This is a genomic window from Kinneretia sp. DJ1R-11 (assembly GCF_025717595.1).
Taxonomy (GTDB): domain Bacteria; phylum Pseudomonadota; class Gammaproteobacteria; order Burkholderiales; family Burkholderiaceae_C; genus Paucibacter_A.
In genome coordinates, this window is record NZ_JAJIRR010000006.1 from 197,566 (window position 1) to 221,858 (window position 24,293).

At 65.6% G+C, this 24,293-nt stretch carries 23 protein-coding genes; 4 read left to right on the forward strand and 19 right to left on the reverse strand.

Translation table 11 applies throughout. From position 1 onward, the window contains the following. Positions 1 to 64: 64 nt before the first annotated feature. From LNV23_RS12580 to LNV23_RS12640, 13 genes are all read right to left on the reverse strand, one after another. A complete protein-coding gene (locus LNV23_RS12580) occupies positions 65 to 883 on the reverse strand; it encodes a tRNA threonylcarbamoyladenosine dehydratase (RefSeq protein ID WP_263563356.1) in 819 nt (272 codons plus the stop codon). A gap of 112 nt (positions 884 to 995) precedes the next feature. Next, positions 996 to 1,775: a tol-pal system protein YbgF gene (ybgF, locus tag LNV23_RS12585; RefSeq protein WP_263520590.1), complete on the reverse strand. Its 780-nt coding sequence runs from the start codon at positions 1,773 to 1,775 to the stop codon at positions 996 to 998. A gap of 1 nt (position 1,776) precedes the next feature. Further along, positions 1,777 to 2,313 (reverse strand): peptidoglycan-associated lipoprotein Pal, encoded by a 537-nt coding sequence (pal, locus tag LNV23_RS12590; RefSeq protein WP_263563283.1) that lies wholly within the window; start codon positions 2,311 to 2,313, stop codon positions 1,777 to 1,779. Positions 2,314 to 2,447: 134 nt separating this feature from the next. Continuing rightward, positions 2,448 to 3,737 carry a Tol-Pal system beta propeller repeat protein TolB gene (gene tolB, locus LNV23_RS12595; protein ID WP_263563284.1) on the reverse strand — a complete coding sequence of 430 codons (1,290 nt, stop codon included), beginning with the start codon at positions 3,735 to 3,737 and terminating at the stop codon, positions 2,448 to 2,450. A 134-nt stretch (positions 3,738 to 3,871) separates the two neighbouring features. Further along, complete coding sequence (gene rng, locus LNV23_RS12600; protein ID WP_263563285.1) at positions 3,872 to 5,356, reverse strand: ribonuclease G; 1,485 nt, start codon at positions 5,354 to 5,356, stop codon at positions 3,872 to 3,874. A gap of 136 nt (positions 5,357 to 5,492) precedes the next feature. Next, complete coding sequence (locus LNV23_RS12605) at positions 5,493 to 6,104, reverse strand: Maf family protein (RefSeq protein WP_263563286.1); 612 nt, start codon at positions 6,102 to 6,104, stop codon at positions 5,493 to 5,495. Further along, the gene (gene rlmH, locus LNV23_RS12610; protein WP_263563287.1) at positions 6,101 to 6,568 is read right to left on the reverse strand and encodes a 23S rRNA (pseudouridine(1915)-N(3))-methyltransferase RlmH; all 468 of its coding nucleotides are present in this window, start codon (positions 6,566 to 6,568) and stop codon (positions 6,101 to 6,103) included. Before rlmH ends, LNV23_RS12605 begins: the two co-directional genes overlap by 4 nt. A 14-nt stretch (positions 6,569 to 6,582) precedes the next feature. Beyond that, positions 6,583 to 7,428 carry a ribosome silencing factor gene (rsfS, locus tag LNV23_RS12615; RefSeq protein ID WP_263563288.1) on the reverse strand — a complete coding sequence of 282 codons (846 nt, stop codon included), beginning with the start codon at positions 7,426 to 7,428 and terminating at the stop codon, positions 6,583 to 6,585. A 7-nt stretch (positions 7,429 to 7,435) separates the two neighbouring features. Next, positions 7,436 to 8,068, reverse strand: a complete 633-nt coding sequence (gene nadD, locus LNV23_RS12620; RefSeq protein WP_263563289.1) for a nicotinate-nucleotide adenylyltransferase — start codon at positions 8,066 to 8,068, stop codon at positions 7,436 to 7,438. Next, a complete protein-coding gene (gene hemF, locus LNV23_RS12625; protein WP_263563290.1) occupies positions 8,059 to 9,027 on the reverse strand; it encodes an oxygen-dependent coproporphyrinogen oxidase in 969 nt (322 codons plus the stop codon). Before hemF ends, nadD begins: the two co-directional genes overlap by 10 nt. Beyond that, the gene (locus LNV23_RS12630; protein ID WP_263563291.1) at positions 9,024 to 9,671 is read right to left on the reverse strand and encodes a 1-acyl-sn-glycerol-3-phosphate acyltransferase; all 648 of its coding nucleotides are present in this window, start codon (positions 9,669 to 9,671) and stop codon (positions 9,024 to 9,026) included. Before LNV23_RS12630 ends, hemF begins: the two co-directional genes overlap by 4 nt. Beyond that, on the reverse strand, positions 9,668 to 10,948 hold the full coding sequence (gene purD / locus LNV23_RS12635) for a phosphoribosylamine--glycine ligase (protein ID WP_263563292.1): 1,281 nt from the start codon (positions 10,946 to 10,948) through the stop codon (positions 9,668 to 9,670). The genes LNV23_RS12630 and purD overlap by 4 nt, the downstream gene beginning before the upstream one ends. An 84-nt stretch (positions 10,949 to 11,032) precedes the next feature. Then, positions 11,033 to 11,758, reverse strand: coding sequence for a YebC/PmpR family DNA-binding transcriptional regulator (locus LNV23_RS12640; protein WP_263563293.1), 726 nt, complete (start codon positions 11,756 to 11,758; stop codon positions 11,033 to 11,035). An 88-nt stretch (positions 11,759 to 11,846) separates the two neighbouring features. Here LNV23_RS12640 and LNV23_RS12645 point away from each other — a divergent pair, with 88 nt between their 5' ends. From LNV23_RS12645 to LNV23_RS12660, 4 genes are all read left to right on the forward strand, one after another. After that, positions 11,847 to 13,391, forward strand: coding sequence for a helicase HerA-like domain-containing protein (locus LNV23_RS12645; RefSeq protein ID WP_263563294.1), 1,545 nt, complete (start codon positions 11,847 to 11,849; stop codon positions 13,389 to 13,391). Between the two features lie 130 nt (positions 13,392 to 13,521). Further along, a complete protein-coding gene (locus LNV23_RS12650) occupies positions 13,522 to 14,667 on the forward strand; it encodes a sensor histidine kinase (protein WP_263563295.1) in 1,146 nt (381 codons plus the stop codon). Further along, complete coding sequence (locus tag LNV23_RS12655; protein WP_263563296.1) at positions 14,664 to 15,488, forward strand: LytR/AlgR family response regulator transcription factor; 825 nt, start codon at positions 14,664 to 14,666, stop codon at positions 15,486 to 15,488. The genes LNV23_RS12650 and LNV23_RS12655 overlap by 4 nt, the downstream gene beginning before the upstream one ends. 96 nt (positions 15,489 to 15,584) lie before the next feature. Then, positions 15,585 to 17,399, forward strand: coding sequence for a glutamine--tRNA ligase/YqeY domain fusion protein (locus LNV23_RS12660; protein ID WP_263563297.1), 1,815 nt, complete (start codon positions 15,585 to 15,587; stop codon positions 17,397 to 17,399). 486 nt (positions 17,400 to 17,885) lie between these two features. Here the strand turns inward: LNV23_RS12660 and LNV23_RS12665 are convergent, their stop codons facing one another. The 6 genes from LNV23_RS12665 to LNV23_RS12690 all read right to left on the reverse strand — a co-directional run bounded on the left by LNV23_RS12665 (position 17,886) and on the right by LNV23_RS12690 (position 24,289). Further along, positions 17,886 to 18,158 carry a hypothetical protein gene (locus tag LNV23_RS12665; protein WP_318013820.1) on the reverse strand — a complete coding sequence of 91 codons (273 nt, stop codon included), beginning with the start codon at positions 18,156 to 18,158 and terminating at the stop codon, positions 17,886 to 17,888. A gap of 201 nt (positions 18,159 to 18,359) precedes the next feature. Further along, positions 18,360 to 20,660 (reverse strand): S9 family peptidase, encoded by a 2,301-nt coding sequence (locus LNV23_RS12670; protein ID WP_263563298.1) that lies wholly within the window; start codon positions 20,658 to 20,660, stop codon positions 18,360 to 18,362. A gap of 111 nt (positions 20,661 to 20,771) precedes the next feature. Continuing rightward, positions 20,772 to 22,202: an ATP-dependent RNA helicase DbpA gene (dbpA, locus tag LNV23_RS12675; RefSeq protein ID WP_263563299.1), complete on the reverse strand. Its 1,431-nt coding sequence runs from the start codon at positions 22,200 to 22,202 to the stop codon at positions 20,772 to 20,774. A 78-nt stretch (positions 22,203 to 22,280) separates the two neighbouring features. Then, positions 22,281 to 22,661 (reverse strand): translation initiation factor Sui1, encoded by a 381-nt coding sequence (locus LNV23_RS12680; protein WP_263516702.1) that lies wholly within the window; start codon positions 22,659 to 22,661, stop codon positions 22,281 to 22,283. Next, positions 22,658 to 23,653 carry a tRNA dihydrouridine synthase gene (locus tag LNV23_RS12685; protein WP_263563300.1) on the reverse strand — a complete coding sequence of 332 codons (996 nt, stop codon included), beginning with the start codon at positions 23,651 to 23,653 and terminating at the stop codon, positions 22,658 to 22,660. The genes LNV23_RS12680 and LNV23_RS12685 overlap by 4 nt, the downstream gene beginning before the upstream one ends. A 123-nt stretch (positions 23,654 to 23,776) precedes the next feature. After that, on the reverse strand, positions 23,777 to 24,289 hold the full coding sequence (locus LNV23_RS12690) for a M48 family metallopeptidase (RefSeq protein WP_263563301.1): 513 nt from the start codon (positions 24,287 to 24,289) through the stop codon (positions 23,777 to 23,779). Between the last annotated feature and the right edge of the window lie 4 nt (positions 24,290 to 24,293).

A 24,293-nucleotide genomic window follows, 5' to 3' on the forward strand; every position in this document is an offset into this window, starting at 1 on the left:
GCCAGAATTTTTTGCTTCCGGCAATACTTTCACAAGAACTTCATGTGCAATGAAAAGCGGTTCCTCAGCGCGCACGGGCCAGCACGGCCTGGATCAAGGCCGCCGCCGCCGCCATGCCAAAACTGGCCGTCACCGCCACGCTGGAGCCATAACCATGGCAGTTGAGCGTGCCGTCGACGGCACAGGCTTCACCGCCCTCTCCTTCCTCGGGCGGGCGGTGTACCGCCTCACGCGAAAACACACAACGCACACCGAGCTTGCCTTGCCGCGGAGCACCGTATTCCTTGCGCAGGCGCTGGCGCAGCGAAGCAAGCAAAGGATCATGGGTGGTGTCCGCCAGGTCTTCGATGCTGAGCAGATGGGGTTCGCGTTTGCCACCTGCGGCACCCACCGTCACAAAAGGCAGCTGGCGCGCGCGCGCCCAGGCCGCCATGCAAGCTTTGGCTCGCACCTGGTCGCAGGCATCGATCAGACCGTCGACCCGAGACTCGGTCTCGCTGCCACCCAGCAGGTCCGGCCAGTTGGCGGGCTCGACAAATTCTTCGATCACCCGCACCTCGCAGCCGGGATGGATGTCCTGGATGCGCAAGCGCAGGGCCTCGCCCTTGGCCATGCCCACCGTCGACCCCAAAGCTTGAATCTGGCGATTGATGTTCGATTCGGAGACCTGATCCAGATCGATCAGTGTCAGGCTGGCCACGCCGGAGCGTGCCAGCGCTTCCACGGCCCAGGAGCCGACGCCGCCCAAGCCGACCACGACCAGATGCGCGACGCGCAAGCGCCGATAGTCGGCTTCACCGTACAGGCGCCGCAGACCACCGAAACGACGCTCGCTGTCGGCCGGAAACTCCGCCAGACCAGGCTGGCCGGCGGCCGCATTCATGGCTTCGGCCATATCGTCTTGTCCTTGCATATCCATCGAGCCAGAGATCCTGTTGGCGCACAAAAAAGGCTCTGCACGCAGAGCCTTGACCGGTTGGGAAACACCAGCCCCCTTACTTGAGCGCGGCCAGCCGTTCCTTGCCAGCCTGCGCCGCTTCGGACCCGGGGTAGGCCTTGATCAAATCACCGAGGCTGCGTCGGGCTGCCTTGGTGTCCTTGAGCTCGATCTGGCAATTGGCCAGAGCCAACAAGGCTTCTGCCGCGCGCGGGTGCTCGGGGTTGCCGGAAATGAAGGCCTTGAAGGTGGCAATCGCTTCCTTGTACTCACGCTTGCCGTACTGGGCGTTGCCCTGCCAGAAGCGCACCGAGTCGCTGTAGCCACTGGCCGGGAAACGACGAGCAAAACTGCTCAAGGCCTCGCCCGCTTCGTTGAAATCGCCGCGCCGGACCAAGCCCATGGCCGCCTCGTACTGACGGCGCTCCTCTGGGTCCACCTGAAACTCGCGGCCATCGAGTGCCACTTTCTGTGGCTCCATGGGCTTCAAGCGCGAATCAAAGGCTTGCAGCTGGTCATTGAGCTTGCGCTGGGTCTCGGACAGCTCGCGTGCCAACTGCTCGTTCTGGCCGCGCAGCTTGGCGATCTCGGCGCGCAAGGTGTCGATCTGACCATTGAGGTCCAGCAGGCTGCGGCGCAAAGGACCGAGCTGATCCTGCACCAAAGCGCTCAGCTGCTCGGCGCGCTGACGCTGGGCGTCCTCGCTCTGTTGCAGCTTGGCACGCAGATCGAGGATGGCCTTGCGGGCGTCCTCGTCCTCAAACAGACCGGCACGCGCCGGTTGACTCAGGGCCAAGCCCAGCACCAGGCAGAACGGCAGCAGCCGCGGCAACTTCATCTCACTTGTCCTTCAGCTCGACGCGGCGGTTCTTGGCCCAGGCGGCTTCGTCGCTGCCTTGAACGGCGGGGCGCTCCTTGCCGAAGCTCACCGCCTCGACTTGTGCTGCGCCAACGCCCAGCAAGCCCAGGGACTTGGCCACGGCTTCGGCACGCTTCTGACCCAAAGCCAGGTTGTACTCACGGCCGCCGCGCTCGTCGGTGTGGCCTTCCAGGCTCAGGGCAATCTTGCGGTCGTTGTTGAGGCGCTTGGCATGGGCTTCGACCAGGCCACGGAATTCGTCCTTGACGGTGTAGCTGTCCAGATCGAAATAGACCACGCGCTGGCTGGCCACGGCGGCGGTCAGCTGGGCACCCAGATCCACGGTTTGGACCTTGGATTCAATCGTAGGCTGGGCACTGGCCGAGGAATTGGTCGGAGCCGTCTGGGTCACCGGACGGGTTTCCACCGGCGCCGGCTCATCCAGCTTCACGGCAGTGCTGCAGCCTGCCAGGGCGGCAGCGGCCAAGAGGGACAGAGCAAAACGCGTCATCTTCATGAAAAGCACTCCTGTTTCGATCGCATGGATCGGTCTTGAAAAGGTTTCGCCGCTAACCGGTCCGGTCGGCGCATCAACAGCTGCGAATTGTCATACAGCTTGCACAAGTTTCTCTCGTGGCAAGCGCAAAGAAATCAACGGCCAAAGGGACCCCAAGTCGGCTCTCGCACATCGGCCAGGGTGGAAATCAGCTTGGCCTTGATACGGCCATCCAGGGTGCTGGTCATCAGCACATCGCGGCCGCCAGCGCGGGTGGCATAGACGATCAGACGGCCATTGGGAGAGAAGCTCGGGCTCTCGTCGTCGCTGCCATCGCTGATCTGCTGCACCACGCCTGAGGCCAGGTCCATCACGCAGACGCGGAACTGGCTGCCGTTCAGGCGGGTGACAAAAGCCAGGCTGCGGCCATCAGGGCTGACGGTCGGGCTGATGTTGTAGTTGCCGCTGAAGCTGATACGCTCAGGCGCGCCGCCGCCCACCGCCACGCGGTAGATCTGCGGGCTGCCGCCGCGGTCGCTGACGAAATAGATGGAGCGGCCGTCGGGCGCGAACACCGGCTCGGTGTCGATGGCCGAGCTTTGCGTCAGGCGGCGCACGCCGCTGCCGTCGCGGTTCATCACGAAAAGCTGGGAGCCACCCTCGCGCGACAGGGTCAGCACCAGCGACTCGCCATCTGGCGAAAACGCGGGCGCACTGTTGCTGCCGCGGAAATCGGCCAGCTTGCGGCGACGGCCGGTTTGCAGGTCCTGCACCCAGACCACCGCCTTGCGTGTCTCGAAGGACACGTAGGCCAGCTCGCGACCATTGGGCGACCAGGCCGGCGAAATGATGGGCTCGGGGCTGGCCAGGGCAACCTGACCGCCCTCGCCGTCGGCATCGGTGATGCGCAGGCTGTAGCGGCCGCCAGCTCGGGTGACGTAGGCCATGCGAGTGGCGAACACGCCGCGCTCGCCGGTCAGCTTTTGATAGATGGTGTCGGCAATGCGGTGGGCCGCCAATCGCACATCCTCTGCGGTCACAGCATGGGCTTCACCGCCCAGGTCGGCGCCCTTGACCACATCCCAGAGCTTGTAGCGCAGATCGAAACGGCCATCGGCCAGGCGGCTGACCGAACCGGCAGCCAAGGCATCGGCCTGTTTGCCACGCCACTCGCTCCAGTTCGGTGCGCTGCCTTCGAACAGGCCCGGCGCGGCATCGATGATCTTGAACTGGCCGCTGCGCTCCAGGTCGGCGCGGATGATGGCGGCCACGGCCTGGCCGCTGGCCGATTCGTCACGAAAATCCGGCAGGGCGATGGGCAGCTGCGAGCCACCCACGCCGGAGATTTCCACCCGGAACTGGGCCAGGGCAGGCCCAGCCAGCACGGCGGCGGACGCCGCGGCGGCTTGCTGCAGGAGGGCTCGGCGCGAAAAAAGGTCGGACATGGAGGTGCTCATGAAAAACAAAGCGAAGGGGTCCACAGCGCAGGCCGTGGGCCAGGGTCGGGATTTTGCCTGAGGGCGTTAAAGCACACCGCTGATGCGGGCGTTGTAGCGCCAGGCGGCACCGACGGCCGCAATCAGAGCAACACGATGTCGTAATGCTCGGTCTGATTGGTCGGCTCGGCCGTCAGCGAGATCGGCTTGCCGATGAAATCTGACAGGCCGGCCAGATGCTGGCTTTCCTCGTCCAACAGCATCTCCACCACATTGGCCGCTGCCACGACGCGGAACTCCTTGGGCGAGAACTGGCGCGCCTCGCGCAGGATCTCGCGCATGATGTCATAACAAATCGTTCGAGCGGTCTTGACCTGGCCGCGACCTTCGCAGGTCGGGCAAGGCTCGCAGAGCATGCGGGAGAGCGACTCTCGCGTGCGCTTGCGCGTCATCTCGACCAAGCCCAGCTGGGTGAAACCGCCCAAGGTGACCTTGGTGCGGTCGCGACTGAGCTGCTTGCGGAACTCGGTCAGCACGGCCGACTTGTGCTCTTCGCGCGTCATGTCGATGAAGTCGACAATGATGATGCCGCCCAGATTGCGCAGGCGCAGCTGGCGCGCGATGGCGCCGGCCGCCTCGAGATTGGTCTTGAAGATGGTGTCGTCGAAATTGCGCGCACCGACAAAACCGCCGGTGTTCACATCGACCGTGGTCATGGCCTCGGTCTGATCGAAGATCAGATAGCCGCCCGACTTCAGATCGACGCGCCGGGCCAGGGCGCGGCTGAGCTCCGCATCAATATTGTTCAGATCGAAGATCGGTCGCTCACCACGGTAATGCTCAAGCTTGGCGGTGGCTGCCGGCATGAAGGTCTCGCCAAAGGCATGCAGCACGTCGTACTGCAGCTTGGAGTCGATGCGGATGGAGCCGGTGCGATCGCTGGTCAGGTCACGCAACACCCGCTCGACCAGGCTCAAGTCCTGGTGCAGCAATGTGCCCGGCGGCGAGTTGAAAGCGCGCTCACGAATCGCCGCCCATGCTTTGCGCAAGTAGGCAATGTCGGAGGCCAGCTCTTCGTCGCTGGCATCCTCGGCATTGGTGCGCAGGATGAAGCCGCCGCCGCCGCCCTCCTCGGCCTTGCCGACCAGAATCTGCATGCGCGCGCGCAGCTGTTCACGAGCCTCGTGCGAACCGATCTTCTGCGAAATGCCGATGTGCTCGTCCTGCGGCAGGAACACCAGCATGCGACCGGCGATGCTGATCTGGCTGGACAGACGCGCGCCCTTGCTGCCGATCGGGTCTTTGATGACCTGCACGGTCAAGGTCTGACCCTCGAACACCAGGCGCTCGATCGGCGTGGCCACGCCGGCTTCGCCATGGTGGCCTCGTCCCGCCTGGGTGCCGGTCAGGTGCAAATCGGCCACGTGCAAAAAGGCGGCCCGCTCCAGGCCGATGTCGATGAAAGCGGACTGCATGCCAGGCAGCACCCGGGCGACCTTGCCCGAATAGACATTGCCCACCAAGCCCCGCTCCAGCGTGCGCTCGACGTGGAGCTCTTGCACCGAACCGTTTTCCACCACGGCCACGCGCGTTTCCTGCGGCGACCAGTTGATCAGGATGTCTTCCATGGCGTCTCGTCTCAATCCTCGAATGCTGTCGCAAATGCTGTTGCAAGTGCTGTTGCATGAGGGCCGTGAAACGTTCGGGCCTTCATGCGACAAGACTCGGTCTGTCGTCGGCGCCCCTGCTCGCGAAGATCGGATCTCAGAAGCGCCAGCCCCAGGCGCTCAGCAATTGCGCGGTCTCAAACAGGGGCAGGCCCATGATGCCTGAATAGCTGCCCTCGATGCGCGAAATCCAGGCGGCCGCCTGACTTTGTATCGCATAGGCGCCCGCTTTGCCGAAGGGCTCGCCGCTGTCCACATAGCGGCGCAAAGCGTCCTCGCCAACCGGCGCGAATTCGACTTCTGAGACGTTGAGGGCAGCCTCCCGCCGCTCAGCTTGCCCCACAGCCACCGCCGTGATCACGCGGTGGCGACGCCCGGCCAGCAAACGCAGGGTGCGCAGCGCGTCCTCAGCGTCAAGCGGCTTGCCCAGGATCTGCTGATCCACCGCCACGGTGGTGTCGGAGCACAGCACCGGTGCTTCGGGCAGGCCACGCGCAGCGCGACGCAAGAGCGCGGCATCGAGCTTGGCCTGGGTCACACGCGCCACATACGCCTCAGGCGCCTCACCGGGCAAAACGGCCTCTAAGGCCTCGGCGTCTTCCTCGGGCCCAGGCAGCAAAAGCTCATGGCGCACACCGAGTTGTTCCAGCAGCTGTCGCCGGCGGGGGCTTTGTGAAGCGAGATAGATGAAAAGGCTTGAGCTGCTCATTCTCGGTGGTAGGGGTGGCCGGTCATCACGGTCCAGGCGCGGTACAAGCCTTCGGCCAGCAGGACGCGGGCAAAGGCATGAGGCAGGGTCAGGTCGGACAGGCGCAAGGTTTCGTCGGCCGTGGCCTTGAGGTCAGGATGCAGACCGTCGGGGCCGCCGATGAAGAGGGCCGCATCACGGCCCTCACCCATCCAGAGCTGCATGCGCTCGGCCAGCTGCTTGCTGGTGCGGCGCTCCCCACGCTCATCGAGAATGATGCGGCGCACGCCCTTGGGGCAGGCCGACTCCAGACGCTGCGCCTCGGCCGCCATCAATTGCTCGGCCGTCTTGCTGCCCCGGGTCTCGGCCTTGACGACCTTGAGCTCCAAGCGCATCTCGGGCGGAAAGCGCTTGGCAAAGTCCTCATAGGCGGTGTCCGCCCAGGCCGGCTGACGCTGGCCCACGGCGATCAAGAACAAACGCATCGTTCAGACGAAACTCAAACGTTCTTCTTGAGCGCTGTCTTTTTGGCGGCCGGTTTGGTGGCCGGTTTGGTGGCCGGTTTGGTGGCCGGCTTGGTGGCCGGTTTAGCGGCGACCTTCTTGGCCACAGCCTTGACGGCTGGCTTGGCCGCGGCTGCCTTGGCCGGGGCCTTCTTCACACCCACGGTCTTGGTCGCAACCTTCTTGGCCGCAGGTTTCTTGGCAGCGGGTTTGGTCGCCGGCTTGGTGAGGCCAACCTTGATGGTTTTGGCGGCCGGGGTCTTGGCATCGACCTCGCGGCTGCTGGCGCTCTTCTTGGCCGGAGCCTTCTTGGCCGCGACCTTCTTGGCTGCTGGCTTGGCTTCCGCGGCAGCTGCTGCCGCCTTCTTGCTCACGCCCGGCTTGCCCGGCAGCGAGGGCTTGACGGCCGCTTTCTTCTTGGCCGCAGTCTTCTTGACCGGTGCCGCGTCGTCTTCTTCATCCTCTTCTTCCGAGGCCTTGACCAGCTTGGTCTTGCCGTCGTTCAGAGCCAGCTTGACCGGCTTGCCGCCCCAGATTTCTTCCAGGTGGTAGTAGTCGCGGATGGCCGGCTGCATCACATGGACGACGGCCGCGCCGCAGTCGACGATGATCCATTCGCCGTTCTCTTCGCCTTCGCAGCGCAGCACATCCATGCCACGCTCCTTGACTGTCACGCGCACGCTGGAAGCCAGGGCCTTGGTCTGCCGGTTGCTGGTGCCGGACGCGATGATCACGCGTTCGAACAGCGGCGACAGGTGCTCCGTGTTGAAGACCACGATGTTCTGGGCCTTCACATCTTCCAAACCATCGACGATGGCGCGTTGCAGCTTACGAATGTCCATTCAGTACCTACTCACTGTAAAGACGGTGCTGGGCAATATACCCCGCGACCGCGTCGCCCACCAAGGGGCGGATGTCCTCGCCACGCGAGGCCAGCTCGCGCACTTGGGTTGATGAAACCTGCATCGCTGGCAGGGCCAGTTTCAGCAAGGAATGGGGCTCCTTCTGCACATCGGCAGAACCCCGAACTTCTTGACCCGCCCGTGCCGCCACCGCCAGCGTCACCCGCTGCAGCAACTCGCGCCACTCGCGCCAGCTGTGCAGGCGCTCGTACTGGTCTTGACCAATGACGAGGAACAAGTCCTGGTCCGGATGTGCGGCCTGACGGGCCCGCACGGTGTCAATGGTGTAGCTGGCGCCGTCGCGCTCCAGCTCGCTGTCGTCGATGGCAAAACGCGACTCACCCGCCAGCATCAGCGCCACCATGGCCCGCCGATGCTCGGGCGAGGCCAGGCCGCGCCCCGTCTTCTGCCAGGGCCGCCCGGCCGGCAGCCACAGCAGCTGATCCAGCTCCAATTGCTCCAGCGCACAACGCGCCAGGGCCAAATGGGCCACATGCACCGGATCGAACGAGCCCCCGAACAAGCCGACCCGTGCCCGGCGCGGGCCGGGTGAAGCCGACAGGGCGGGGTCTAGAGCCATAGATGGGTGGCCGGCTCATGCGCCCAGTCGCGCGGGCGCAGGAAATCGCTGTACAGCCGCGCTTCCTGCGTGCCCTCTTCCGGTGCCCACTGATAGCGCCATTTGACGATGGGCGGCATGGACATCAGGATGGACTCGGTGCGCCCACCCGACTGCAGGCCGAACAAAGTGCCACGGTCGAAGACCAAATTGAACTCGACGTAACGTCCGCGACGGTAAGCCTGGAAATCGCGTTCATGCTCGCCATAGGCATAAGCATGGCGACGCTCGACGATGGGCAAATACGCCGGCAAGAAAGCATCGCCCACCGAGCGCATCATGGCGAAAGCCGCCTCAAAGCCGCCCTCGGCGTGGTCATCAAAGAAGATGCCGCCGATGCCGCGCGGCTCGTTGCGGTGCTTGAGGAAGAAGTACTCGTCGCACCACTGCTTGAAATGCGGGTAGAGCTGCTCGCCATGCGGCTGCAGGGCCGCTTCGCAGGTTCGATGGAAATGCTGGGCGTCGCGCTCGAAGCCGTAGTAGGGCGTCAGGTCCATGCCGCCACCGAACCAAACCACCGGTTCCTGCCCCTCGGGCAAGGCCGCGAACATGCGCACATTCATGTGCACGGTCGGCACAAAGGGGTTGTGCGGGTGCATGACCAGGGACACGCCCATGGCCTCGAACGGCGCACCGGCCAACTCGGGCCGATGCTGGGTGGCGGACGGGGGCAAGACCCGCCCCCGCACATGCGAGAAATTGCAGCCACCGCGCTCGAAGACGGCCCCGCCCTCGATCAGACGCGACAAACCGTCCCCTTCCAGGCGGCTGCCGGGCTCGCGCGTCCAACCATCGCTGACAAAGGGGTTGCCATCCACCGCCTGCAAGGCCGAGATGATGCGGTCCTGCAAATCGAGCAGGTAGTCGCGGACCCGCTGGGTATCGAGGGTGGCCGTGCCGAAGCTGGGTGGTGTGCTCATGTCTTGGTGTTCATCCGGATCGGACTGGCCAGATGGTGGCGCTTGCCGCGATAGGGGGCGAAATGCTCGGCCATCAAGGCCAGGTCGGCCTCGACATCGCCACTCAGGCGAACGAAGCGGTTGAGCGCAATGGTGCGGGTGGCGAAGTCGAATGTGGCCAGGCCGACCGGCGCGCCGGCTTGCAAAGCCACTTGGTAGGCGCCCGAACGCCAGCCCTGGGCCAGCGAACGTGTGCCCTCAGGCGCGGCGGCCAGCCAAAACATCTGGCCCGCACGTGCGGCTGCTTGCATTTGTGCGGCCGTGTCGCCGACCAGACCGTTGCGGCTGCTGCGGTTCACCGCCACACCGCCCAGCGAACGGATCCAGGGGCCGAACACGGGCACGCGGAACAGGCTGTCCTTGGCCCAGAAGCGCAGGCGCACGCCCAGCGCCGCCTTGCCCAGCAGGCCGAGGACGAAGTCCCAGTTGGAGGTATGGGGGTAGACCAGGATCACGCCCTGCTGCCCCGGCAGGCCCGGGAAATCAAGCCGCCAACCCGCCAGCGCCAGCAGGCCACGCGCCAGGCGACTGCCCCGCGGCTGCACCGGCATAGGGCCGCTGATCCACTGCGGCACGGAGGGCAAGCTGGACTTCGCTGTACTCAACGCTTCACCGCACGGTGACCGATGTCCTGGCGGTACTGCTTGCCATCGAACTGGATCTGGACCAGGGCCTCATAGGCGGCCTGCTGCGCCGTGCGCACCGACTCGCCAAGAGCCGTGACGCAAAGCACGCGGCCGCCCGAGCTCTGCAGCTTGCCGTCGACCTCGGCGGTGCCGGCATGGAAGACCATGACGTTTTCCGCGTCGGCCGGCAGGCCGCTGATGGCATCGCCCTTTCGTGGAGTGAGCGGATAGCCGTGGGCAGCCACCACCACGCCGAGCGCCACGCGGCGGTCCCATTGCAGCTCGACCTGGTCCAGCGTGCCATCGGTCGCGTGCAGCAACAGATCGAGCAGATCGCTCTTCAGCCGCATCATGATGGGCTGGGTTTCCGGATCGCCCATGCGGGTGTTGAACTCGACCGTGCGCGGCTGGCCGTACTCGTCGATCATCAGGCCGGCGTAGAGAAAGCCGGTGAAAGGAATGCCGTCGCGCGCCATGCCCTGGATGGTGGGCATGATGATTTCGTGCATGGCCTTGGCGTGGACATTGGGCGTCACGACCGGGGCGGGCGAGTAAGCGCCCATGCCGCCTGTGTTCGGGCCTTCGTCGCCGTCCAGCAGGCGCTTGTGGTCCTGGCTGGTGGCCAGGGAGACGACGTTCTTGCCGTCGCAAAGCACGATGAAGCTGGCTTCCTCGCCGTGCAGGAACTGTTCGATGACGACGCGCGCGCCGCCTTCGTTGTGCACCACGCCCAGCTTGTTGTCAGCCAGGATCCAGTCGATGGCCTCATGCGCTTCGGCCAAGGTCATGGCCACGACCACGCCCTTGCCCGCGGCCAAGCCGTCGGCCTTGATGACGATGGGCGCACCTTGGGCCTCGACGTAGGCATGGGCCGCCGCCGCATCGCTGAAGGTCTCGTAAGCCGCCGTGGGAATGCCGTGGCGCTTCATGAAGTCCTTGGCGAAGGCCTTGGACGATTCCAGCTGCGCGGCCGCCTTGGTCGGGCCAAAGATGCGCAGGCCACGGGCGCGGAACTCGTCCACCACGCCGGCGGCCAGGAAGGCCTCGGGGCCGACCACGGTCAGGGCGATCTTCTGCTCCTCGGCGAAGTCGGCCAGCGCCTTCACGTCGGTGATGGGCACATTCTTCAGACGCGCGTCACGGGCCGTGCCGCCGTTGCCGGGCGCCACAAAGACCTGGCTCACGCGTTCCGCCTGCGCCAGCTTCCATGCCAGCGCATGTTCGCGCCCGCCATTGCCCAGTACCAAGACCTTCATTCGATGACTTCCATGCGCTGCATCAGCGCTTTACTTGCGGTTGCTCTTGCCCGTGCGAGTGTCACGTCAGCACGGCGGGCCGGATCAGACTTCGATGGCGGCGTTGTGATAGACCGCCTGCACATCGTCCAGGTCCTCGATCACGTCGAGCAGTTTCTGCATCCGGGCGGCATCATCGCCGCTCAGGCTGATTGTGTTCTCAGCCCGCATCGTCACTTCGGCCATCTCGGGCTTGAAGCCGGCGGCCTCCAGGGCCGCTTGCACCGCTTCGAACTCAGTCGGCGGCGTCAGCACTTCGATGGCGCCGTCTTCGTCGGTCACCACATCGTCGGCGCCGGCCTCCAGCGCCACTTCCATGATCTTGTCTTCTGAGCTGCCCGGGGCAAAGATCAGCTGGCCGCAGTGCTTGAACTGGAAGGCCACCGAGCCATCCGTGCCCATATTGCCACCGTACTTGCTGAAGGCATGGCGCACCTCGGCCACCGTGCGGACCCTGTTGTCCGTCATGGTGTCGATCATCACAGCCGCGCCGCCGATGCCATAGCCCTCGTAGCGGATTTCCTCGTAGCTGATGCCGTCGAGGTTGCCGCTGGCCTTGTCGATGTTGTACTTGATGCGGTCGGCCGGCATATTGGCGGCCTTGGCTTTTTCCACCGCCAGACGCAGGCGGGGGTTGTCCTTGATGTCCGGGCCGCCCTGGCGCGCTGCCACCGTGATTTCACGGATGATGCGAGTCCAGATCTTGCCGCGCTTCTCGTCCTGGCGGCCTTTGCGATGCTGAATATTGGCCCACTTGGAATGACCAGCCATATGGCTCTGCTCCTGCTGGATGCGCCTCAGGCGCACCCTCATTTGAGTTGGATAGACTGCGATTTTAGCTTTGCCACCCGGACACCCCATGCCTGACCCGATTCTGCTGGCCCGCCGCGACGCCATTGAGTGCTTTTTGCTGCCCGCCCTGGCCAACCGCCACGGCCTGATCACAGGCGCCACCGGCACCGGCAAGACCATCAGCTTGCAGACCCTGGCCGAGAACTTCAGCCGCATCGGCGTGCCCGTCTTCATGGCCGATGTGAAGGGCGATTTGACCGGCATCTCGCAGGCCGGCAGCCTGTCGCCCAAGCTGCAGGCGGTGCTCAAGGACCGCGGCCTGGAGGCGCCGGCATCGCTGGCTTGCCCGACCACGCTATGGGATGTGTTCGGCAAGCAGGGCCACCCGGTGCGCGCGACCGTGTCAGACATGGGTCCGCTCCTGCTCTCGCGCATGCTGGACTTGAACGAGACCCAGCAAGGCGTGCTGCAGATGGTGTTCAAGATCGCCGACGACGCCGGCTTGCTGCTGCTGGACCTCAAGGACTTGCGCGCCATGCTCCAGCATGTGGGCGAGAACGCGGCGCAGTACACCACCGAGTACGGCAATGTCTCGGCCGCCAGCGTCGGCGCCATCCAGCGCGGCCTGCTGCAGATCGAAGCCCAGGGCGGCGACCAGTTCTTCGGCGAGCCCATGCTCAATATCGCCGACCTGATCCAGCAGGACCGCGGCCTGGGTGTGATCAACATTTTGGCGGCCGACCAGCTGATGACCGCACCGCGGCTCTACGCCAGCTTTCTGCTCTGGATGCTGTCCGAGTTGTTCGAGACCCTGCCCGAGGTGGGCGATCTGGACAAGCCCAAGCTGGTGTTCTTCTTTGACGAAGCCCACCTGCTGTTCAAGGACGCGCCGGCCGCCCTGGTCGAGCGCATCGAGCTGGTGGTGCGACTGGTGCGCTCCAAGGGCGTGGGCGTCTATTTCGTGACCCAGAACCCGCTGGACATCCCCGACGCCGTGCTGGGCCAGCTCGGCAACCGGGTGCAGCATGCCCTGCGCGCCTTCACGCCGCGCGACCAGAAGGCCGTCAAGGCCGCGGCCGAGACCATGCGGGCCAATGCAGGTCTCGATGTGGCCACAGCCATCACCGAGCTGGGCGTGGGCGAGGCCCTGGTCAGTCTGCTGGACGAGAAAGGCCGGCCCAGCGTGACCGAGCGCGTCTTCATCCTGCCCCCGGGCAGCCAGATCGGCCCGATCACGCCCGAGCAGCGCCAGGCTTTGCTGAAGAGCTCGCTGGTGGCCGGCGTCTACGAGCAGGCGGTGGACCGCGAATCGGCCTACGAGAAGCTGCGCGGCCGAGCGCCCGCGGCGGCCGGACCAAGCGCTGCAGCCCCGACCCCGGACGGCAGCGGCGCCGCAGAAAACGAGGATGGCGGCGGCCTGCTCGGCGGCCTCAAGGATGTGCTCTTCGGCAGCACTGGCCCACGCGGCGGCCGACGCGAAGGCCTGGCCGAGACGGCGGCGAAGTCGGCCCTGCGCAGCATTGGCTCCTCGGTCGGCCGCGAGATCGTGCGCGGCGTGCTGGGCAGCCTGCTGGGCGGCAGCGCGGGAAAAAGCAGCAGCCGGCGCCGCTGAGCTCGGCGCTTCGTCGCCTCGCGCCCACCTGTTTCATTTCGCGCCGCTACCGGGCCGGCGGTCGCAGCGCGCTGGCCGGTGGGCGCGCCAGCCCTGACACTCCTGCCGTCCCCTGCACATTTTGCTGCCCATGACCACGTCCACATCGACCGCCCGGCCTCGGCGTCTGCTGCACCAAGTGATGATCATCGCCGGTATCACCGGCTTCATGAGCCTGCTGCTGACCCTGCAAACGCCGGACGCCTTCGGACGCAACTGGCAGCGCACCCAGAACCAGTGGCTGTACTGCCTGTGCGTCACCCTGGGCTGTTCGGCCATGATCCAGCTGCTGGCACAGGCCTGCACCGTGTTGATCAATCTGCGACGCACCCGTCAAGGCCTGGAGGCTCAGGGCTGGCCGGGCTGGCCGCTGATGTTGCTGTGCCTGCTCTTGGGCACCTTGCTCGGCTACTCCCTGGGCATCGAGCTTGGCAATGTGCTGACCGGACGCAATGAGCCGGGCCTGTTCCATGTAAATTTGCGATCGGCGGCCGGCATGCTGGGAGTCTCGCTCTTGCCCGGCCTGGCCCTGACGATTTACTTCGTCGGCAAGGGTCAGGTCGAGGCCGCCCTCACCCAGGCCCAGACGGCCCAGCGCCTGGCCGCCGAAAACCAGCTGCGCTTGCTGGAGTCGCAGCTGGAACCGCACATGCTGTTCAACACCCTGGCCAACTTGCGCGTGCTGATCGGCATGGATTCGGCCCGGGCGCAAAGCATGCTGGACCACCTGATCGCCTTTCTGCGCGCCACCTTGAACGCTTCTCGCAGCGGCAGCCACCCACTGCGCGAAGAGTTCGCTCGCCTGCGCGACTACCTGGCCCTGATGCAGGTGCGCATGGGCAGCCGCCTGCAACCCCAGCTGGATCTTCCGGCCGAGCTCGCCGAGCTGCCAGTGCCGCCCCTGCTGCTGCAGCCCCTGGTGGAGAACGCAATCAAGCATGGGCTGGAACCGGCCATTGCCGGCGGCCTGTTGAAAATAAGCGCCCGGCGCGCGGGCGATCAATTGATTCTGGAAGTTCTGGACCATGGCGTCGGCTTGTCTGCGGCCAAGCCCAGCCCTGAGGCCGAGGGCACACATTTCGGCCTGCACCAGGTGCGCGCCCGCCTGTCCACGCAGTTCGGCCCTGCCGCCGGTCTGGTTCTGCAGGCATTGGAAGCCCCAGGCCATGGCACCCAGGCCCGGATCCACATGCCCCTGATGCCCGTGGCAAAACCTGACCCCCACCCTGCCCCATGAACCTGCCCGCCTGCACCGCCCTGATTGCCGAAGACGAAATCCTGCTGGCCGAGAGCCTGCGGCAAGAGCTGAGTCGGATCTGGCCGGCGCTCGAGGTCGTGGCCATGGCCGGCCACGGGCAAGAGGCGGTCGACCAGGCTTTGCGCCAGCGGCCCGACATCTGCTTTCTGGACATCCGCATGCCGGGCCTCAGCGGCTTGGAAGCTGCAGCGGCCCTGGCCGAGGACTGGCCCAGCGAAGGCCCGCCCTTCCCGCTGCTGGTCTTCGTCACCGCCTACGACCAGTACGCTTTGCAGGCTTTTGAGCATGCGGCTGTGGACTATGTCCTCAAACCGGTCCAGGCCGAACGCTTGGCGCAAACCTGCGAGCGACTGCGCAAGGCCTTGCTGGCCCGCCAGACCGAGCAGCCGGCGCCAGCCTTGTTGCAAAACACCGTGGATCAGCTGCGTCAACTCTTGAGCGCAGGTGGCCTGGCAAGCAGCATCAGACGCCCCGAGCCACTGCGCCTGCTGCAAGTCAGCATCGGCCAGACCATACAGATGGTGCCGGTGGACGAGGTGCTCTACTTCGAGGCGGCCGACAAATACGTGCGGGTGCTGACGCGCAACAAGGAGCATCTGGTGCGCATTTCCCTGCGCGAGCTGCTGCCCCAGTTGGACAGCCAGCGCTTCTGGCAGGTGCACCGCAGCGTGGTCGTGCGGGCCGATGCCATCGACCGCGCGGTGCGCGACGAGAGCGGCCGCCTCACCCTGCACCTGCACGGCAGCCCCGACACACTCAACGTCAGCCGCATGTACGCACCACTTTTCAAGGGCATGTGAGCCCGGGCCGATAAAATCGCGGCCAAGTCCATTTTGAACAAGGCATTTCGCCTTCACCGCATTCCAATCCCGCCCTGCACGGCCGGCTGAAACCCCATGTCCCACACCCACGACGCTGCCAAAGACGAGGCCAAAAACGAGGCCGCCAAGCCCGGCAACAATTTCCTGCGCACCATCATCGAGCGCGACCTAGCCCAGCAAGAAGGCCAGCCCCAGCGTCACTTTGCCGGCAGCCCGGGCGACGCCGCCCACCATGCAGCGGGCCCCCTGGACCCGGCCAAGATCCGCACCCGCTTTCCGCCCGAGCCCAATGGCTATCTGCACATCGGCCACGCCAAGGCCATCTGCTTGAATTTCGGCCTGGCGCGAGACTACGGCGGCATCTGCCATCTGCGCTTTGACGACACCAACCCGGAGAAGGAAGAGCAGGAGTATGTGGACGCCATCAAGGAGATGGTGTCCTGGCTGGGCTGGGACTGGAACCAGGGCGGAACCTCGCACCTGTTCTACGCCAGCAACTACTTCGACTTCATGTACCGCGCCGCCGAGCACCTGATCAGCGACGGCTTGGCTTATGTTGATGAACAGACGCCGGAAGACATGCGCGCCAACCGCGGTGACTTCAGCACCCCGGGCGTCAACAGCCCCTTCCGCGATTTGGGCGTGGCGCACCATCTGAACCGCTTCCGCGAGATGCGCGAGGGCAAGCACCCGGACGGCGCCATGGTGCTGCGGGCCAAGATCGACATGGCCAGCCCCAATATCAATCTGCGTGACCCGGCGCTCTACCGCATCCGCCGCGCCACCCACCACAACACCGGCGACCAATGGTGCATCTACCCGATGTACACCTTCGCCCACCCGATCGAAGACGCGCTCGAGCGCATCAGCCACTCGATCTGCACCCTGGAATTCGAAGACCAGCGCCCCTTCTACGACTGGCTGCTCGGCCATCTGGCCGACGGCGGCCTGCTCGAGCGCCCGCTGCCGCATCAGTACGAGTTCGGTCGCCTGAACCTCAGCTATGTGGTCACCTCCAAGCGCAAGCTGCGCCAGTTGGTCGACGATGGCCATGTGACCGGCTGGGACGACCCACGCATGCCCACCCTGGTCGGCATGCGCCGCCGCGGCTACACGCCTGATAGCGTGCGCGCCATGGTGGAAGCCACCGGCGTGACCAAGAGCAATGCTTGGCTGGACTACAGCGTGCTGGACGGCTGCCTGCGCGCCGATCTGGAAGGCAAGGCCGCGCGCGCCATGGCCGTGCTCGACCCGGTGCAGCTCAAACTGACGAATTACGCGGACATCTTCGGCAGCCTGGAACACCGCGAACCCTGCAGCGCCCCCGCCCACCCGCAGCTGCCCGAGCTGGGCCAGCGCAGTTTCAGCCTCGGCCCGGCCCTGTGGATCGAGCGCGAAGACTTCATGGAAGTTCCGAGCAAGGGCTACCACCGCCTGTACCCCGGCAACAAGGCACGCCTCAAGGCCGGCTACATCATCGAATGCACCGGTTGTGAAAAGAACGAAGCCGGTGAAATCACCGCCGTGCTGGCCGCCATCGTGCCCGACACCAAGAGCGGCACGCCGGGCGCCGACGCCGTCAAGGTCAAGGGCGTGATCACCTGGGTGGGCGCGCACGAAGCCATCGCCGCCGAACTGCGCCTCTACGACCGCCTGTTCACCGAAGCCCAACCCGATGCCGGCGGCCGCGATTTCCTCGAAGCCATCAATCCGGGCAGCCTCAAGGTGGTGACCGGCTACCTCGAACCCTCACTGGCTACGGCTGCCGCCGATGTGAAGGTCCAGTTCGAACGCCACGGCTACTTCGTAGCCGACCGCATCGACCACCGCAGCGACAAGCCTGTCTTCAACAAGATCACGGGCTTGCGGGACAACTGGGGCGCAAAGTAAACAGGGCTTGAAGCGGCGGCTTGCGGACCTTGGCTTGGGTGACGATCGGGCCGACTGGGTGCTCTGCTCCGTTCATGTCCCCCGCCCCCAGCCTGCGGCCGGGGGCTCCTCCTTGACTTCACTTCGCAGAGCACCCAGCCGTCCCGATCCAGCAAGGCCCTGCCCCATCGACGAGGGCGCCAATCGGTGGCCCTGACAAGGGGTGTTGGGTGAGTGCTGAAGCGAAGTCAAGGAGGAGGTCCGCGCGAAGCGCGGGCCGGAGGACATGAGCGGAAGCACTCGCCCGATGCCCCTTGGCACAAGCCCAACCTCCAACGGCTGCTCTATGCCGACAGACGCCAGCCACCGGCTCACCTGAGCCGGGTCGTCGCGAAGCGAGTTAAGACAAAAGAGCCGCATCACCCGAGGTGATGCGGCTCTTATTCTGTTCAGGAAATTCTTGATCGAGGGAGCAAAGTGCAGCCGCTTTGGGCTGCTGGAGCCCTTCTACTCGCGTGGCTGAATCACCGGCGTGGCGTACTCATGGCCTACCACGGCGCGGGCGAACAGGTAGTTCTCCAGGGCCTTGGCGCTCAGCGAATCGAGTTGCACATCACCGCGCGCATTGCAGGGGAAAGACAAGGCTTTGCCGGTGTGGAACAGCGACTGAAAGCGCAGCTCATAGGCGCCCGGCCCGGCCGGTGGGCGAATCGTTTCGGTGTTCGGCTGCAACATGGCGGCTTTGTTTGCTTCCCTGTGGTCCATCAAAAATGTGTCCATGAGGTGTTCTCCAACGACGTCTTCATGTTCCTTGGGTCCTTGATGTAAGACTAGGCCCCGGATGAGGGGTTCAACATGTGCAAACGTCTCGTTTCAACGTCGGCGCAGGGCCCGCGGTGGACTAGGAAGTGCGCTGACACGAATTCATCACACTTTTCTTTTTGTCCAGTCCCGCAAGACCAGCCGCCACGGACCTCAAGCTCAAGGCTTCAGATGCCGGATGAAGAAGTCCGTCTGCGAGCGATCCAGGTGCAGACGTGCTTTCTTGCCGCTGATGCCGTGAGCTCGGCCGGGATAGATCACGGTCTCGAACAGCTTGCCTTCGTTTTGCAGGGCGTCGATCAGGCGCAGGCTGTTCTCGAATAGCACGTTGTCGTCGGCCGTGCCATGGATCAGCATCAAGGGCTTTTGCAAAAGGCTGGCTCGGCTGATCAGATTGGCTTCGGCGTAGGGTTTGGCACGGCCACCCTCAGGCAGACCCAGATAGCGCTCGGTGTAAGCGGTGTCGTAAAGCATCCAGTCGGTCGGCGGCGCGCCGGCAATGGCGGCTGCAAACGGCGTGTCGGCGTCCAGCATGGCACGCGCGGCGAGGTAGCCTCCGTAAGACCAGCCGGTGAAGCCGATGCGGGCCGGGTCCACCGCTGGCACGAGCTTGCTCAGCTGACGTGCGGCCGCGAACAGATCGGCCAGTTCGGCCTTGCCGAAGCCTTCGGCATGGGCGCGGGTGAATGCGCGGTCCCGGTAGGCCATGCCGCGCGTGTCCAGCATCAGCACGCCAAAGCCCTGACGCTGCAGATAGGCGAGCAAGGCCGTGTCACCACTCCAGCGCCAGCCCACCGTGGCCGTGCCGGGCCCACCATAGGCCTTGACGATGACCGGATGGCGCTGACCCGGCTTGATCCCAGACTTGAGCGGCGGCAGGTAGAAGGCATTGAGCGGCGTCTTGCCATCGGCCGCCAAAATGTCGAGAACCTGCACAGCGGGCGTGATCGCGGCCAGCAGCGGGTCCGGTGCATCACCTTTGAGGGGCAGGCCCGGCTGCTGACCGTCCAAAGCCAACACCTCGGTGCGTGGCGGCTGGCCCCAGCGGGACTCGGTCAGCAGCAAATGGCGGCAGCCCTGGTCGGCACGGGCATCGCGCCAGCGGCGAGCCTCGCCGGGCTGTAACACGCGTGCCTGGCCCTGCCAGTTCAGCTCAAAAATCTCGCGCCCACGGCCGCGTTCGGTGGCGCCCGAGAAGACCAGGCCCTGATCACGCTGGCAGATCAGGCGGGCCACCGGCTCGGCTTGCTGGCTCAGTTGCTGGCGATCGCCGCTGACACGGTCGACCAGCCAGAACTGGGCGCGGCCGCTGGCTTCGCTGGTCCACAGCAAGGCCGGCTTGCCCGAACGCAGCTGCGTCGGCAGTTCGCGCAAATCTTCTTGCACCTCGACCCAGGCCGGATCGCGCTCGACCAGCACGCTGCGCGCCTGCGCCTGCGGGCCGCTGAATTCCACCAAGCTCAGCTGCTTCTGGTCGCGCGTGAACCACTGCAGCCAAGGCGTGCCATCGGCAAACCAGCCGGCACGTGGGATGTACTCGGCCTCCGGTGGCAGACTCAAAGCCTGGGCCGGCGCCTGTGCCGTGACGTCAAAGACCAGCGCACGCACCGTGGCATTGCGCTCGCCGGCGCCGGGGTAGCGCTGGCTCGTCATGGCCATGCGGTCGGCAAAAATCTGCGATCGGGTCTTGAGCGGCACCTCGGACTCGTCCACCTCCAGCGCCAGGATGCGATGGCCATCGGGCGACCACCAAAAGCCACGCTGACGGCCGAACTCCTCGGCCGAGATGAACTCGGCCAAGCCGGTGCTGCGTGTCTCGCTGCCACCCTGGCTCAAGCGCCGGGCTGAGCCGGGCGCTGCGCCGTCCAGGCTTTGCACCCACAGGTCGCCGCCCTTGACGTAGGCGATCTGGCGGCCCGAGGCATCGCAGACCGGGTCACGCTCAGGCTCGGTTTCATCAAAGGTCAGGCGCTGGCTGCGAGGCCCCAGCTCCGTCAGTTCGACCAGGTAGAGATCGCCCGACAGCGGCAGGATCAAGCGGCGGTCATCCTTGCCGCACCACTGATAGCCGGTGATGCCACGGCCTTGCACGCGCCGGCGCTCCAGCGCCATTTTTTCAGCCTCGGTCAGGCGCACGCTTTGCGCGCCGATCAGGTCGCTGACTGACACCAGCCGTTGAGCTTGGCCGCCAGGCAAGGCCTGACCCCAGAGCTCGTTGATCTCGCTGTCCTGCGCCGAGCCGCGCAGATAACTGACCCAGCCACCGCCTGGCGACAGCTCAGGCGCACGTGGCAGGCGGCCGGCCAGAGGCGGCTCGCTGTGTATGCGCTCCAAGCTGATGGCCGCCGGAATGGGCTTGGTGGCGGCGACGCTGGGAACAGCGCTGAGGGCCAAAGCCGCCAGCAAGGCGACCCGCCACAGGGAAGGCGGCAAGGACAAAGAAGTGGCGTGAAATTGCATGCGGCATGCTAGAGCCCCCCACCTCGCTCGCCTATCGAGACAAGCCCTTGCGAGCCGGTCTGATGAGCGCAGGCCGCACGGGGAAGCCAGAGCCGCCGCAGCCGCTGAGCCTCAGTCCAAGCTGCTCAGGTCCGCCATGCGGCGCACCTTGACCTTGCGGCCTTTGAGCTTGCCCTCGCTGAGGCGGCGCGCGGCCTCTCGGGCGATGCTGCGCTCCACCGCCACATAGCTGTGGAACTCGGTGATGTTGATCTTGCCGACCTGCTCGAACTTGAAACCTGCTTCGCCGGTCAGGGCGCCGAGGATGTCGCCTGGGCGGATCTTTTCCTTGCGGCCACCGAGGATCTGCAAGGTGTCCATGGCGGGCTGCAGCGGCGCGCCGCCGGCGTCTTTCAGGCTGTCCAGCTTCTGCCAAACGAACTCACGCCCCAGCAGCTGCTCGATGCGGCCGATGCGCCCCATTTCGTCCAGGCTGGCCAGGCTCAGGGCCAGGCCTTGCGCGCCGGCGCGGCCGGTGCGGCCGATGCGGTGCACATGGACCTCGGTGTCGGGCGTGACCTCGACATTGATCACGCATTCCAGCTGCGCGATGTCCAGGCCGCGCGCGGCCACATCGGTGGCCACCAGGACAGAACAGCTGCGGTTGGCAAACTGGATCAGCACCTGGTCGCGCTCGCGCTGCTCCAAATCGCCATGCAAGGCCATGGCCACAAAGCCCTGACCGTTCAGCACATCGACCAGATCGCGGCATTGCTGTTTGGTGTTGCAAAAAGCGATGGTGCTGGCCGGGCGGAAATGGCGCAGCAGCTGCGAAACGGCATGCAGGCGATCGCCCTCGCTGACCTCAAACGCGATCTGCTCGATCTGCGCCGGTGCCTGGCTGGCGCTCGCGCTGCTGTTGAGCTTCACTTCCTTGGGCTCGCGCATGAACTGGCTGCTCAGCTTGGCGATGCCTTCCGGGTAGGTGGCCGAGAACAGCAGGGTCTGGCGCTTCTTGGGGCATTGGCGAGCGACGGTGACGATGTCGTCGAAGAAGCCCATGTCCAGCATGCGGTCGGCCTCATCCAGCACCAAGGTGCTGAGTGCGCCCAGATTCAAGCTGCCGCGTTCGAGATGGTCCATCACCCGGCCCGGCGTGCCCACGGCGATGTGGCAGCCGAAGCCCAGCGATTCCATCTGCGGCTTCATCGGCGAGCCGCCGCACAGGGTCAGGATCTTGATGTTGTCGGCGGCACGGGCCAGGCGGCGGATCTCCTGCGTCACCTGATCGGCCAGCTCGCGCGTCGGACACAGCACCAGCGCCTGGACATCGAAGCGGCTGGCATCGAGCCGGTGCAACAAGGCCAGAGCGAAGGCGGCCGTCTTGCCGCTGCCGGTCTGGGCCTGGGCGATCAAGTCCTGACCCTCCAGCGCCAGCGGCAGGCTGGCGGCCTGGATGGGCGTCATCTGCGTGTAGCCCAGCTGGGCCAGATTGGCCTGCATGGCGGCGCTCAGCGGCAGCTGAGCGAAGGAGAGTTTGGAGTCAGGCGTGGGGGCGTTCATCGCCGGATTATCCCTGCTGCGGCTCACACCCCTCGGGAAAACACCAATCCGCCGACCAAGAGCTCAGCAACGGCGGCCTCAGCCGCCCGCTTGCTTGACCGTCCACGTGCCTTTTTTCTTGAGCAACTCGATCACGCGCTCGCGGTGGTCGCCCTGCACTTCGATCACGCCGTCCTTGACCGTGCCGCCCGAGCCGCAGGCAGCCTTGAGCTCCTTGCCCAGGGCGATCAGGCCGGCTTCGTCCAGCGGCACACCCTTGACCAGAGTGACGCCCTTGCCGGCCCGGCCCTTGGTCTCGCGCGAGACGCGCACGATGCCGTCGCCCTTGGGCAGCTGAGGCCGGCCGCAGCGGCAATCGGCTTTGGCCTGGCGGCATTCAGGGCAGGTGCGGCCGCTGTCGGTGGAATAAACCAAGCCGGACAAGGCGCCCAGGCCGGACAGGGATTTGCTGGACTTCATGCGGTGCAACTTTCTACTTCTTCATCGATCAGACGCGGACGGAGTGGCCGCGGCCCGCGATCGTCCGGGCCGAACATCTGCAGGTCCAGATCCTCGGGCGAATTGACCGTGCGCAGGCGCAGATAGGCCTCTTCCGCCTCGGGGTAATGCCGGCGCAGGTAATGCAGCCATTGTTTCAGGCGGCCAGCCTGGTGGCGATGGGCGACGTTGCTGCGCACCAGATCAAAGAAGCCGCGCATCAGCGGCAGCAGCGCGGCCCAGCTCAGCGGCGGCCCATCCGGGGACTGCAGGGCCAGGGCCAAGCCCGGGTTGGCGACCATGCCGCGGCCCACCATCAAATCGCTGCAGCCGCTTTGCGCGCGGCAGTTCTCGGCGTCGGCCGGCGTCCAGATCTCGCCATTGGCCACCACCCGCACCTGCAACGCCTCGCGCACCGCCGCGATGCGGTCCCAGTAGGCCGGCGGCTTGTAGCCATCGGCCTTGGTGCGGGCATGGATGACCAGCTCCTCGGCGCCGCCGTCCTGCATGGCCAGGGCGCAATCGAGCGTGCGGTGGCTGTCCATATAGCCCAGACGCATCTTGGCCGAGAGCGGCATGTCGGCCGGCATGGCCCGGCGCACGGCCGAGACGATCTCGTGGATCAGCTCCGGCTCGTCCAGCAGCACCGCGCCGCCGCGGTGGCGGTTCACGCACTTGGCCGGGCAGCCGAAATTGAGGTCGATGCCGGCCGGACCCAGGGCCGCCAGCTTGGCCGCGTTCTCGGCCATGCAGACCGGGTCGCTGCCGAGCAGCTGGGCCCGCACCGGCACGCCCGCCGCCGTACGCCCGCCGTTCAGCAGCTCGGGCACGATGCGGGTGAAAACACGGTTAGGCATCAGCATGTCGGTGATACGGATGAACTCGGACACGCAGCGGTCGATGCCGCCGACGCGGGTCAGCACATCTCTTAGCATGTGATCGAGCAAACCCTCCATCGGCGCCAACAAGATCATGTGAGCCCCTCGTCCAGCGGGTACGCTGGCCGGTCCCCCGAGGGGACCGGCATCCTGCGGATGCCACGGGCCGGCTTGGGGCGGCCCGGCGCTCGGCCCTCAATGCAAGGCAGTTCCATCGGCTCAATCATGGCAAGCCTCCGCGGCCTGCAGGTCTTGATGCGTGAGGTACAGGCGCAGATCAAACTCCAGCTGACCGTAGGCCGGCTCCATATGCTGGCAAAGCTGGTAGAAGGCCTTGTTGTGGTCCAGCTCCTTGAGGTGGGCCAGTTCGTGCACCACGATCATCTTGAGGAAGTCCGCCGGGGCTTCCTTGAACAGGCTGGCAACGCGAATCTCGCGCTTGCTGGTCAGCTTGGCGCCCTGCACGCGCGAGGCGCGGGTGTGGGTGCCCAGGGCATGCTGCAGCACCTTGAGCTTGGCATCGAAGCAGACCTTGGACAGGGGCGGCGCATTGCGCAGGTAGCGATTCTTCAGCGCCATGGTGTAGTCGAACAGCGCCGTGTCGCTGCGCACCTCGTGGCCCAGCGGATAGCGGCGCGCCAGGGTCTCGCCCAGGCGGCCGGCATCGATAAGCTGCTGCACCTGCAGCAGCAGCTCGGCCGGGTAGCCGGCCAGGTACTTCAAAGTCGGCATCACG